Consider the following 12,701-nt stretch of genomic DNA (forward strand, 5'->3'; position numbering starts at 1 on the left):
GCAGATACATGGGCGCAGGGCACGATCATTCGCATCATCACGATCATAGCGTAAAGCTTGACCACCTGAATAAGGCATTCATCTGGGGTATCGCCCTTAACCTTACTTTTGTGGTGGTTGAGGTAATTGCAGGCCTGTATAGCGGGTCGCTGGCATTGCTTACCGATGCCGGGCACAACCTGAGCGATGTGGCAAGTTTGGCCCTTGCACTACTGGCTTACAAGCTTACCAAAGTAACCAGCAATAAGGTGTATACTTATGGTTACAAGCGCTCAACCATACTGGTGTCTTTTTTTAACGCGGTAATTTTATTTGCCGCTATTGGCGTTATTGTGTACGAAGCTATTGAACGTTTTACTCAGCCGCAAGCCATAGCCGGTGATACCATTATATGGGTGGCGCTTACCGGCATAGCCATTAATGGCTTTACGGCCTGGCTGTTTATGAAGGACAAGGAAAAAGACCTCAACGTTAAAGGCGCTTACCTGCATATGGCGGTTGATGCACTGGTATCATTAGGTGTAGTGCTATCGGGTATTATAATTGCTTACACCGGTTGGTTTTGGCTGGATAGCGCGGTGAGTATTGTTATAGCCATTGTGATATTATTAGGCACCTGGGGCTTGTTTAAAAACAGCCTGAGGCTGGAGATGGACGGTGTACCAAACGATATGGACATTGCCGCTATTAAAGCCGAATTATTAAAAGCTGATGGCGTACTGGATGTTCACCACATGCACTTATGGGCATTAAGTACTACCGAAAACGCGCTCACGGCGCACCTGGTAATTGCCCCTGAAGCGGTAAGCCGCTTTGATCAGATCAAACACGACCTACGCCACCGGCTGGAGCACCTGGAAATAAACCACAGCACCTTTGAACCTGAGTTTAGCGAGAAAAAATGCGACGATCCGGTATGCTGTTAGCGTAATATTGCCACAGCACCGCTCAAAACCTGATTATTATTTTTTATACTGATTATATAGTAATAACTCCCAGCAGGTAGTTGCTGCCCTCTTGAGGTGCCATCCCATGGCATCGGGTAACCGGTACTTTCAAAAACAAGCATGCCGTTACGGTTATATACCTTTACAACTATTGCTGTATTGCCTTGTATGCCGCTAATGCTCCAGGTATCATTAATGCCATCGCCGTTGGGTGTAAAGGTATTGGGGATTTTTATATCATCGCATTTATTGGCAACTTTGATAATTTGCGTGGCTGTGCAGCCATTAAAATCAGTAACCGTTAAATTAACATTCCCAACCCTGTTTACGGTATAGGAGGCACCACCAGGCAGTCCGTTCCACAAGTAGTTAACATAACCGGCCGGCGCAGTAAGCGTGACCGATTCATTATCGTAAGGGCATAATTCCGCGTCGGTGATATTAAGTACAGGGTTGGGTAACAGGTTTATATTTATGCGCTCGCTTACTATACATCCCGCGGTTGTTCGTAATTCGGCAGTATAAGTCCCCGACCTGGTTATTCGCAACACATCTCCTGTTTGGCCTGACGACCAATTAATCGTGCCGTTTACATTTGCCGGATATAAAGCCCTTAGTTCAACCGTTGCCCCTTCGCATAGTGTAGTACTGGCAACCTGCTGAATGCTTAATGTAGGCTGCGGACTAAAAGACAATGTAAGCATATTTGACACTTGCGTACATGCAGCAACATTGCGCCCCTCAATGGTTACGTTGTAGTTGCCGGGTTTATTAGTGTTAATGCTTGTTTTGTCAGTCGCTTCGATCAACGGATCGCCATTATGCCACCAGCGAATCATATAATCACTGCTTGATGAGGTATTGATAGATAGCGTAGCGTTATCTCCATCACAATAAGCTACTTTATCTGTTGACAACCGGATCACCGGCACAGTAATTACATTCACCTGTACCGTTTTTGAGGGCACCCAACTGCCTGAACAGGCACTCACCTCTGCCCTGTAACTTCCGCTTTCGGTAATAGATAGCCTATTGGCAGTTATATTAAGCTGAACGTTATTTTTAAACCAGCGATAATTGTATGCCGGGTTACCTTCAGCCTTTAATTCAAACGGCCGGCCGGCGCATGTTGCTATCACGTCGGGGTAATTAAAATTAAAAGTGGGGGCTGATATAAACTGCAGTTGTAAAGATTGTGACGGTTGCACACATGCGGCATCAGCGGTACTTTTAACACTAATAGTGTAGGTGCCTGCTATGCTGGTTATGGCTTCTTTTTCGTTAGTAAGTTCACCAACCACCACGCCATCGCGAAACCAATAGATATTATACTTAGGGTTTACCGGTATATTAATGGTTAATCGAGCTTGTTCACCCTGGCAATAAACCGCTTTATCGGCTGTTAACGTGGCCACGGGAAGATCGATAAAATTCACCTGCACTTCCTTAGATGATATCCAACTATCCGGGCAGGCGCTTACCTCAACCTTATACTTGCCGCTTACAGTTGCTGATAGTGTATTAGTGGTATTGCCTGTCAGCACGCCATCCTTATACCAGCGGTAATTATACGCGGCGCTGCCTGTAGCTTTTAAAGTATAAGGCTGTTTATCACAAATATTTATTTCGTCAGGATAATTCAAGGTGAATGCCGGGCCGAGGGTTTGGGTAACGGTAAGTATATTAGTTTTTAATTTTATACCCGAGCATAGATCCCGTAAAATCACTTTGTATCGGCCCGGTTGGGTAATTTGATATTGATTCTTTTTAGCATCAGAAATTAATATATCATCTTTATACCACTCATGTATCAGGTCTGAGTAACCGTCAACGTCTGCAATAACACTTTGCTGCCCGCATAAATTGATTTCGGTTATTTTATGGTCAGTATCTTTGAACGCTAATGTTGCCGTTAAAAGAGGATCTATATTTTTACTATAATCAGCCTTCAAAAAATATAAGCCATCAACTGTTGCAACCCAAACTCCGTTTTCACAAAAACGTGTGTTATATGGCTGCAAGTGATTAATCGCTATATCATTGATTTTTTTTCCGTTAAGAGGAGTAAATCTATTAAAGTTTAATTTATTCAACCCTTTATCATACTGCATGAAAATGGAATTAGTATAATATAAACCTATATTGGTTCCTACAAGCAAATTCTCTTTGACTCGATGCTCGTTTTGTCGATCCCAAAAAGCTGATAATCCATAGATAGATGTAATCTTATTAACTTTGATCCCTGTTAAATGCTTTTTATAAAAGGTTGCAGGATGGCTGCTTGCGTTGGCATTCATTTGAAAAAAACCGTCATCCGTAGTCCAGTATAAATTTGTTAAAGATCCATCTTCAGGATACATATCAAGATCTGTACGGGTAAAATAAGCTGTATTAACATTCGAACCAAATTTATCTCCCAACCATAAATAAGCTAAATAGACTGAGGTTATATGGTAATACATAGGAAAAAACTTTACTCCATCCCAGTCATATTTATCTCTTTCAAATCTGCTGGCCATACTTCCTCTGTACATATCAAAGAATATACGGCCATTAAATTCCTCCGGCGATGAAAAAAGAAGTTTAGTTTTAAAATTATAGGTTAACACACTCTTGTCAGTAGCGATAAGCACGAACTCACTGTATTCAGGTTCGCCGGCATTAAAGCTACCGCTAAAACGCCCGACTGCATTTACTTCTCCGCTTGAACCTTTATTTTCATATACTGTTTTTAAAGTATTCTCGTTTAAAACCAAAACTTTCGACTTAGTGGCTACGAACACTTCATCCTTTTCGGTTCCAACTATATCAATAAATTTTTCGCTACTGTAACTACTGAATTTAGACGTAAAATCTTCTACACTCAGCAAACGGATATCTGTATTTATACGATAAATGTGATTATTATCTGTTAACGCCCAGGCATAGTTATCTCCATGGTTTCGTTTTATTTTGATAATGTTTTCACCCTTAAAAAAGTGATTGCCAACAGTAAGGTCCACATCCTGAGCATAACTGGTAAATGAAGACAGATTAAGTATAAATAGCAGAAAGAGGCAACGAAGACAATGGATAAAGGTTGTAGGTGTCATTTTATTTCAATGCCTAAATATAGTTATTACCAACATTTATCAATATTTGTATATACAAAAAGCCGCTGCTAAATATCAGCAGCGGCTTTTCAATAAGTTTATATCAATTACTCGGCCTTTTTAGCCTTGGCTTTTTTAGCCTTTGGTTTTTCTTCGGCAGGGGCTTCTGTAACTTCAGCTTCGGCAATCGGTGCGGGCGCTTCTTCCTCAGCGGGAACAGGTTCAGCAGTTGGTTCAGCCTCGTTAAATTGCGGCAGATCTTTCAGGATGTTGAACCAGGATACGATCTTCTTCATGTCCGATGCGTAAACCTTTTCCTCGTCATGGTCGGGTGCTACTTCCCTAAAGTATTCGCGCAGTTTTTTACCGTCGGCCTTCGCATCCGGCGGGGTAGATGTTTTCATGAGCTCAAAAATATCTTTCAGCTTAATATCATCATCCAAACCAAAAACGGTAATTTCCTCTAAAGCCGCCAGTTTAGCGGTTGACAGGTTTGCTACCAGTTTTGTTTTTTGCGCGTCGAGGCTTTCAAGTACAAAACCGGTTTTGTTTTGTGCCAGCGCTTTCCACAAGCCCGGCTTGCCTGATACCGCTACTATTCCGTATAAATTCATGTGTTGGTTATTGGAGATCGGAGGTTAGTGATCAGTAAATGAACTATTACTAATTACTGACCACTAACCTCTGATCACTAAATTATTCCTCTATTACTTCGATAGTTGTTATTTTATCGCCCTGGCGGATATCGTCAACAATATCAACATTCTCTATAACCTTACCAAAGCAAGTGTGGTTACGGTCAAGGTGCGCGGTATTGGTGCGGCTGTGGCAGATAAAAAATTGTGAGCTGCCTGTGTTACGGCCCGCGTGTGCCATTGAAAGTACACCACGGTCGTGATATTGGTTATCGCCGGTCAGTTCGCAGTCAATATGGTAACCTGCACCGCCGGAACCCGCCCTGTTAGCGGTTGCCGGATCTTTTGAAAACGGACAGCCACCCTGTACCACAAAGTTAGGGATAACACGGTGAAAGGCTATACCATCGTAAAAGCCCTCTTTGGCCAGCTTTTTAAAATTAGCTACTGTATTAGGTGCATCATTGTCGTAAAACTCTACGGTCATGTTGCCCTTTTCGGTTTTTATAATCGCTTTACTCATCTCTTTATTAAATAGTTTGCAAAGGTAGTAAAAAAGGGTGAAGGGTAAAGAGGCGAAAGCGGAAAGGTAGTTATTGAGGGTGAAAGGAAGCCATACTGGCCGACAGCCCCGAATTACTGCCGCCAATAATAACGACATCAAATTTTGTTTGTGGTTGCATGTTAAGGTTAAAAAAATTATTGTGGATACTTAAAACCAATACCAAAAAATACGGCATGGGGGTTAGTCATGCCGCAGTTTTTAGTCAATATTTTCTTGTTGTAGATGATGAGCGATTTGGCCGCCCGTTTTATTGCAGCGATGATATATTTAAATCTTTATGAATTTCAAGGGAATTGCTATTTTAACAAACGACGACCGTATCGCAGCCGATATAGCCAAAAATATTAAGCGCAGCTATTGGCAAACCTATAACTGCCTTGGGTTGAATTTACCGACGAACAGGCTTACGAAGGAGCGGTACAAGGCGGTATGCCGGTCGGAGTTGGCAAAAACTACGTTGAAATGGGCACTTCTGTTCGCAGCGGCATCCTGTGAACAGACTTTGATAAGTACAAACCACAACTGCATAATCGTAAGCTGGAAGATTGCTATAGAGTTTGCGGAGAAATTTAATGGTTGATATGTTTCGCAATCAATAAGGTTATTATCTTAGCATTGATATGCTGAAACTAACCTAATCCTGATGGTATTTGTTATTGCAATTATTCAAATCATTTGGTTTCTGTTACCATTTTTATGGTTGTTTTATAGAGGATTTGCATTTTTACCAAAGCTGATAATGGTGGTTCTGTTTCAATTTGTATCATTGACAATACTCATATTGTTACAGATTTTTAAAGTCAAAATATTTGCCTACGGACCCCTTGCTTTGAACTTTGCTGCCAGTATTTTAACAATTCTTTTAGCTGTAATTTTAATAGTGTTGTTGGTAATAATCAGGAAAGTAAAAAAGATTGCAAGTAGTAAATAACAAAAAAACGCCGCTCAAATTGAGCGGCGTTTTTGTTATAAAGTTTATGCTTTGGTTTTTTCAGATCTCAGCTAAAAAATTAAGCTCTCTGTTGCTTGCGGATGATGTTTAACGCGCCGCCTGCTTTAAACCACTCAATTTGCTGTGCATTGTAAGTGTGGTTTACCGCAAAGCTGTCTTGTGTGCCATCAGCATGGTGCAATACAACGGTAAGTTGCTTGCCCGGTGCAAACTCGGTCAGGCCAATGATATCGATCTTGTCGTCTTCCTGAATTTTTTCGTAATCAGCAGGATCAGCAAAGGTGATACCCAGCATGCCTTGTTTTTTAAGGTTGGTTTCGTGAATACGGGCAAATGATTTTACCAGTATGGCACGTACACCCAGGTGGCGTGGCTCCATAGCAGCGTGCTCACGTGATGAACCTTCGCCATAATTTTCGTCGCCCACCACTACAGTACCGATGCCGTGCGCTTTGTAATCGCGCTGGGTAGCAGGTACCGGGCCGTATTCGCCGGTTATGGCATTCTTAACGCTATCGGCACTATTGTTAAAATAGTTGATAGCGCCGATCAGCATATTGTTTGATATATTATCCAGGTGGCCGCGGAATTTTAACCATGGACCAGCCATTGAAATATGGTCAGTAGTACATTTGCCTTTTGCTTTGATCAGCAGTTTCAGGCCTTTCAGGTCTGTACCTTCCCATGGAGAGAAAGGATCAAGCAATTGCAAACGTGCTGATGTAGGACTAACAATTACCTCAACACCGCTGCCATCTTCGGCAGGTGCCTGGTAACCGGCATCCTCTACAGCAAAACCTTGTACCGGTAATTCAATGCCCTGTGGTTCGTCAAATTTAACAGCTTCGCCGTTCTCGTTAACTAACGTGTCGGTAAGCGGGTTAAACGTTAGGTCGCCGGCAATAGCGAATGCGGTAACAATTTCAGGCGATGCCACGAACGCGTGTGTGTTCGGGTTACCATCCTGGCGTTTAGCGAAGTTACGGTTGAAGGAAGTAATGATTGAGTTGCGGCGTGTAGGATCATCAGTATGACGCGCCCACTGACCGATACACGGACCGCAGGCATTAGCCAATACCACACCGCCCATCTGGGCGAAGGTATCCAGGTAGCCATCACGGTCAACCGTATAACGTACCAGCTCCGAGCCCGGTGTAATGGTAAACTCAGCTTTGGTTTTTAACTTTTTATCAATAGCCTGCTTGGCAATAAATGCCGAGCGGGTAATATCCTCGTAAGATGAGTTGGTACATGAGCCGATCAAACCAACCTCAAGGGTAGTAGGCCAGTTGTTCTCTTTAACCGCTGTAGCGAATTTGGAGATAGGCCATGCCAGATCTGGAGTGAAAGGGCCGTTTACATGTGGCTCCAACTCGCTCAGGTTGATCTCGATCACCTGGTCAAAGTATTGTTCAGGGTTGGCGTAAACTTCCTCGTCGCCGGTTAAGTGTTCGGCAATAGCATCAGCCAGGGCGGCAATATCTTCGCGTTGAGTACCTTTAAGGTAAGCGGCAGATTTTTCGTCGTAACCGAATATAGAGGTAGTAGCACCAATCTCAGCTCCCATGTTACAGATTGTACCTTTACCGGTTGCTGAAAGCGAACGTGCACCTTCGCCAAAGTATTCAACAATAGCGCCTGTACCACCTTTAACGGTAAGTATACCGGCAACTTTCAATATAACATCCTTGGCAGAAGCCCAACCCGATAGTTTACCGGTTAGGTTAACACCGATCAGTTTAGGGAATTTTAGCTCCCATGGCAGGCCGGCCATAACGTCGCAGGCATCAGCGCCACCAACACCGATGGCTATCATACCTAAACCACCCGCATTAGGCGTGTGTGAATCGGTGCCGATCATCATACCACCGGGAAATGCATAGTTTTCCAGCACTACCTGGTGAATGATACCCGCGCCGGCTTTCCAGAAACCGATACCGTATTTATCAGATACTGATGAAAGGAAATCGTAAACTTCTTTATTTACATTATTGGCCGTGTTAAGGTCATCAACAGCGCCAATTTTGGCTTGAATCAAGTGATCGCAATGTACGGTTGAAGGTACGGCCACCTGCGGGCGACCGGCTTGCATAAATTGCAACAGCGCCATTTGGGCGGTAGCATCCTGCATGGCAACACGGTCAGGTGCAAAGTCAACATAATCAGTACCACGTGTGTAGGCTGTTGTTGCTTCTCCGCCTGAAAGGTGCGCGTATAAAATTTTCTCGGTTAATGTAAGTGGTTTACCTGTAGCTTTACGGGCAGCCTCAACGCGGCTTCCGTAGCGCTCGTAAACCTTTTTGATCATATCAATATCAAAAGCCATTATATTTGATCTTAAAGGTGAGTAAAGTAGCAGGTGCAATGCTCGCTGCTTTTAGCGGCGAATTTACAAAATATAAACACTAAAAGCCGTCAGCGGTTTGTACAAATGTTATTTGGATATATTCTAAATAGTTAATGATTTGTTTAGTAAAGCAGTACCAGGGCGGTGTTACCGGATCGCGTTTAATCAACAAATAAGGGCGGTTATACGTTACATCAAATAATTGTTCAGGTTAGATAACGAGAAGCTTATGGCACTATTCACATCGCGAAAGCAAAAAAAAGATATTAAAGTAACCTTTAATGCCGGGTTATTATATGTAGAGAGCGATGGCAAAAGCCAGGCTTTTCCGCTGGATTGGTACCCGAAGCTGCTTAATGCAACGGAGGAGGAGCAGGCAGACTGGGAAATGACCGGCAATGGTATTCGCTGGAATAAACTGGATGTGGATATTTTGCTTTAATTTGCAGGCGGATGCTAACGTTTGAAGATTTTTTTAAAAAGAAGAAAATAGATATTGCCGCCCTGCAACAGGGCGAACCGGCTTTGTATGGCGAGTTCAGGAGCCATTACGAGGCCATGGGCGAAAAGAGTTTTGACCATACCAAGAAATACTGGTTTAATAAACTACGCCGCCAATATCATTTAGCACCCGAAGTTAAGGCAGAAAGGCTGCGTGAGGAAAACCAGCTCGCTGAACAGACCATTGTAGAAACCCTGACTACCCCGGCCACGCAAGCCCCGAAGGAAGCCGATGGCCTGGCTGATATACCGGTTGCCAAACCCAAAGTAGGCTTTAAGCCAAAATTCAGGGCAGCGAATGTGCCCAAGCCTGCGGATGATGCGGCACAACCCAAAGCCGATGCTCCGGCAACAGAGCAATCGGCAGAAGATGCACCGGCAGATAAACCGAAAATTGGCTTCACACCCAAATTCAGGGCAGCTAACGCACCTAAACCTGTTGAGGATACCGCTCAGTCTAAAACAGAGGAAGCTCCTGCTGTTGAAGATAAACCTGCGGAAGATGCACCAGCGGCTAAACCTAAGATAGGCTTCACGCCGAAATTTAGGGCGGCTAATCCGCCTAAGCCTGTTGAAGAAACTACTCAGCCTAAAGCGGAAGAAACACCTGCTGTTGAGGATAGACCAGCAGGCGATGTACCGGCAGCTAAACCGAAGATAGGCTTTACGCCGAAATTCAGGGCGGCTAATGCGCCTAAGACTGTTGAGGATGCGACGCAGCCAAAAGCAGATGAACCGGTTGAGAAGGAAACCGCTGCCAACGACAAACCGGCAGATGAACAACCGGCTCCTCCTAAAATTGGATTCAAGCCACGTTTCCGTGCGGCAAGTTCATCTGGCGAAGGTGACAGTAAGCCTAATGAAAATTAAGTATTTAAAGATTGTTTAAACACTTAATCGTCCATTTTTTAACGCCCAAAGCCTGTACCAACGATTTTACAAAGCGATAACACATTTGACATAAATTGCTGTTAACATTGCAGTAGAAATGAAAATAGGAATCGTTTGTTATCCAACCTTTGGCGGTAGCGGGGTTGTTGCCACAGAATTAGGCAAGGCACTTGCCGAGCGTGGTCACCAGGTGCACTTTATTACCTACAACCAACCGGTTCGCCTCGACCTGTTCTCCGAGAACCTGTTTTACCACGAGGTATCGGTATCAAACTATCCTTTATTTGAGTTTCAACCCTATGAGCTTGCCTTGGCCAGCAGGTTGGTTGATGTGGTACGTTTTGAAAAACTGGATGTATTGCACGTACATTATGCCATACCTCATGCTTCGGCAGCCTTTATGGCCAAGCAAATTTTAGCTACTTACGGCATCAGCATACCGGTGGTTACTACCCTGCACGGTACTGATATTACGTTGGTAGGTAAGGACAGGACATTTAAACCCGTAGTTACTTTCTCTATCAATAAATCCGACGGGGTAACATCCGTTTCTGAATCATTACGGAAAGATACTTACGATTTTTTCGAGATACAGAATGAGATCAAGGTGATCCCTAACTTTATCGATCTTAATCGTTTCAGCTTTAAAGCCAAGGATCATTTTCGTAAAGCGATAGCCCCTAATGGCGAAAAAATACTGGTGCATACCTCTAACTTTCGTAAAGTAAAACGTACTGAAGATGTGGTGCGCATATTCGCGGAGGTAATTAAAAAGGTACCTGCCAAACTATTAATGGTAGGGGATGGCGGCGAACGTTCCGGCTGCGAGCAACTGGCACGTGATCTTGGCGTAGCCGATCAGACCCGCTTTTTAGGCAAGCAGGATGCTATTGAGGAGATCCTTTCTGTAGCCGACCTTTTCCTGATGCCGTCACAGTCGGAAAGTTTTGGTTTGGCAGCGCTGGAAGCTATGGCTTGCAAGGTACCCGTGATAAGCAGCAATACCGGCGGTTTGCCTGAACTGAATGTTGATGGCGAAACCGGCTTTTTAAAGGATGTTGGTGATGTACAGGGTATGGCCGAGGCATCTATCTATATTTTAGAGGATGATGACCGCCTGAAAACCTTTAAAGACAATGCCCTGGCCCGCGCCAAAATATTCGATCTTAAAAACATTCTGCCTGAGTATGAAAACTACTACCAGGAAGTCATAAACAGAAGCAAAGCCTAAAAAGAATTTTATTATTTAAAGTTGAGGGATTAGTTGCCTTTTGTAATTTAGCGGCATACTAATTTTATCACATGAAGAAAATTCTACTCCTGCTTTTATGGGTAGCCCCCATGCTGTCGTATGCTCAAAATGAGCCTTTTTTACTGAAAGATTTTCGAGAGGACGTTAAAGCATTCAGCCCCTTTATATGGGACGAACATCTGAATATTGTTCAGGTTTACTCAGGTAATGACGATAGCGAGATTATGGCCATGGACGACAAAATGAACGTGGTTTGGTCGGCAATTGTTAAAGGTCAATCTTTAAAATGTTTGAAATTCAAAAATAAGGTATTGGTCTTAACATCAAAGGTCAATAAAAACACACAGCTAATAACAGGCGATATCTTAGGCTATCTGATTGACCCTAAAACAGGTAAAGTAGTGCTTGAAAAAGTGCTCTACACATCTAAAAGTATTTTTTACGAAGACTTTTCGTTTTTGCATAATATAGGCGGTAACAGCAGCTTTTTTAAACTGGCCGTACGCGAAACTAATATCAAAAAATCAACCAGCATCTCATTTACAGCTAATAAGGATTTTAATACAACTCAAAATATAGCTGTTATCGACTTTAATGAAGCGCTTGTGGCAACGTCAACCCTAAAACCTGAATTTACAAATGGTATAGTTTTCAGTATAAATAATAATAACGCGGGTGACGTATTTGTATCTGCTTTTAATAATAGCAAAACTGTTGAAATAACCAGGTATCCTGCCAATTCCGGTACAGCTTCGGCTAAGTTAGGGCAGGATATTGATGTGCGCGGAAGTATGGGCACTAATTCACCGGGAAGTTACATCAGGGTAATTCCATCTAATACGGATTACGGTGTCGCTTATTTTAGCGTTGTTCATAAAAATAGTGACAAGGATATACAATTATCGGTTGGTAAAATTGACCTGGAGAAGAAAACAAAAAATTTGGTAGTTGAACTTTTTGATAAATCGCACAAAAAGCAAATCGAAAAAAGCTTTGTAAAGCTAAATAAGGATATCAATAAACCTGAAATAGGATACTCCGGCGATTTAGATGTAAGGTGCATATATGAGTATAATGGTACGTTGTTGGTAGCACTCTCAAACAGGCATCTCAGTAGGGGTATGTATGGTTCATGGGCTGTTGAGCAGGCCATGGTGATCAATGGCTATGATCCATCTCTCAAAATGAAATTTCAACAGGTTCTGCCTGTTGAACATGGCAATACCATTGGTTATATCAATACTGCGTTTTATGCCGAGGGAAATAATTTACACGTTGTATCTAACCAAAGTGCCGGCATGGCAAGTATAGAAGGGGTTTATGCTAAACTTAATATTGCTGACGGTAAATGGTCGGTAATGCAGGTGCTTTCAAAAAAGAAGTTAAAAAACGCGGCTTATGCAGGTAATGTTATGTGGTTTAAAAACAACTATATAGTGCCTTATATGTCGGTTCACGGAGTATTTGGTATTAAATATGATGTGCATTTGCAGCAAAATTTCCTGTAAAGCGGTACGAT

At 42.9% G+C, this 12,701-nt stretch carries 10 protein-coding genes; 6 read left to right on the top strand and 4 right to left on the bottom strand.

Annotated features, from left to right (window positions below):
- Nucleotides 1-8 precede the first annotated feature (8 nt).
- Complete coding sequence (locus AC3WJC_RS00490) at nt 9-926, top strand: cation diffusion facilitator family transporter (protein WP_492397105.1); 918 nt, start codon at nt 9-11, stop codon at nt 924-926.
- Here AC3WJC_RS00490 and AC3WJC_RS00495 read toward each other — a convergent pair.
- The 3 genes from AC3WJC_RS00495 to AC3WJC_RS00505 form a co-directional block, all read right to left on the bottom strand.
- Complete coding sequence (locus AC3WJC_RS00495; protein ID WP_492397106.1) at nt 923-4,039, bottom strand: T9SS type B sorting domain-containing protein; 3,117 nt, start codon at nt 4,037-4,039, stop codon at nt 923-925. The two genes, AC3WJC_RS00490 and AC3WJC_RS00495, sit on opposite strands and share 4 nt — an antisense overlap.
- Nucleotides 4,040-4,146: 107 nt before the next feature.
- On the bottom strand, nt 4,147-4,653 hold the full coding sequence (locus tag AC3WJC_RS00500) for a DUF5606 family protein (protein ID WP_492397107.1): 507 nt from the start codon (nt 4,651-4,653) through the stop codon (nt 4,147-4,149).
- A gap of 82 nt (nt 4,654-4,735) precedes the next feature.
- Nucleotides 4,736-5,197, bottom strand: coding sequence for a peptidylprolyl isomerase (locus AC3WJC_RS00505; RefSeq protein ID WP_492397108.1), 462 nt, complete (start codon nt 5,195-5,197; stop codon nt 4,736-4,738).
- A 319-nt stretch (nt 5,198-5,516) separates the two neighbouring features.
- On the opposite strand from AC3WJC_RS00505, the gene AC3WJC_RS00510 reads away from it, so the two are divergent.
- Nucleotides 5,517-5,819, top strand: coding sequence for a hypothetical protein (locus tag AC3WJC_RS00510; protein WP_492397109.1), 303 nt, complete (start codon nt 5,517-5,519; stop codon nt 5,817-5,819).
- A 430-nt stretch (nt 5,820-6,249) separates the two neighbouring features.
- On the opposite strand, the gene AC3WJC_RS00515 is transcribed toward AC3WJC_RS00510, so the two are convergent.
- Nucleotides 6,250-8,517, bottom strand: coding sequence for an aconitate hydratase (locus tag AC3WJC_RS00515; RefSeq protein ID WP_492397110.1), 2,268 nt, complete (start codon nt 8,515-8,517; stop codon nt 6,250-6,252).
- 250 nt (nt 8,518-8,767) lie between these two features.
- Here AC3WJC_RS00515 and AC3WJC_RS00520 point away from each other — a divergent pair, with 250 nt between their 5' ends.
- The 4 genes from AC3WJC_RS00520 to AC3WJC_RS00535 all read left to right on the top strand — a co-directional run bounded on the left by AC3WJC_RS00520 (nt 8,768) and on the right by AC3WJC_RS00535 (nt 12,690).
- Entirely contained in the window at nt 8,768-8,980 is a 213-nt protein-coding gene (locus AC3WJC_RS00520) for a DUF2442 domain-containing protein (RefSeq protein ID WP_492397111.1), read from the top strand.
- 11 nt (nt 8,981-8,991) lie between these two features.
- Nucleotides 8,992-9,909 carry a hypothetical protein gene (locus tag AC3WJC_RS00525; RefSeq protein ID WP_492397112.1) on the top strand — a complete coding sequence of 306 codons (918 nt, stop codon included), beginning with the start codon at nt 8,992-8,994 and terminating at the stop codon, nt 9,907-9,909.
- 118 nt (nt 9,910-10,027) lie between these two features.
- On the top strand, nt 10,028-11,161 hold the full coding sequence (gene bshA, locus AC3WJC_RS00530) for an N-acetyl-alpha-D-glucosaminyl L-malate synthase BshA (protein ID WP_492397113.1): 1,134 nt from the start codon (nt 10,028-10,030) through the stop codon (nt 11,159-11,161).
- A gap of 71 nt (nt 11,162-11,232) precedes the next feature.
- Nucleotides 11,233-12,690, top strand: a complete 1,458-nt coding sequence (locus tag AC3WJC_RS00535) for a hypothetical protein (RefSeq protein WP_492397114.1) — start codon at nt 11,233-11,235, stop codon at nt 12,688-12,690.
- Nucleotides 12,691-12,701 lie beyond the last annotated feature (11 nt).

It is taken from the genome of Mucilaginibacter sp. FW306-07-L (genome assembly GCF_058782065.1).

Bases quoted from the DNA above. Each gene is read 5' to 3' on its own strand.
- AC3WJC_RS00490 (WP_492397105.1), top strand. From the start codon at position 9: ATGGGCGCAGGGCACGATCATTCGCATCATCACGATCATAGCGTAAAG.
- AC3WJC_RS00495 (WP_492397106.1), bottom strand. From the start codon at position 4,039: ATGACACCTACAACCTTTATCCATTGTCTTCGTTGCCTCTTTCTGCTA.
- AC3WJC_RS00500 (WP_492397107.1), bottom strand. From the start codon at position 4,653: ATGAATTTATACGGAATAGTAGCGGTATCAGGCAAGCCGGGCTTGTGG.
- AC3WJC_RS00505 (WP_492397108.1), bottom strand. From the start codon at position 5,197: ATGAGTAAAGCGATTATAAAAACCGAAAAGGGCAACATGACCGTAGAG.
- AC3WJC_RS00510 (WP_492397109.1), top strand. From the start codon at position 5,517: ATGAATTTCAAGGGAATTGCTATTTTAACAAACGACGACCGTATCGCA.
- AC3WJC_RS00515 (WP_492397110.1), bottom strand. From the start codon at position 8,517: ATGGCTTTTGATATTGATATGATCAAAAAGGTTTACGAGCGCTACGGA.
- AC3WJC_RS00520 (WP_492397111.1), top strand. From the start codon at position 8,768: ATGGCACTATTCACATCGCGAAAGCAAAAAAAAGATATTAAAGTAACC.
- AC3WJC_RS00525 (WP_492397112.1), top strand. From the start codon at position 8,992: ATGCTAACGTTTGAAGATTTTTTTAAAAAGAAGAAAATAGATATTGCC.
- bshA (WP_492397113.1), top strand. From the start codon at position 10,028: ATGAAAATAGGAATCGTTTGTTATCCAACCTTTGGCGGTAGCGGGGTT.
- AC3WJC_RS00535 (WP_492397114.1), top strand. From the start codon at position 11,233: ATGAAGAAAATTCTACTCCTGCTTTTATGGGTAGCCCCCATGCTGTCG.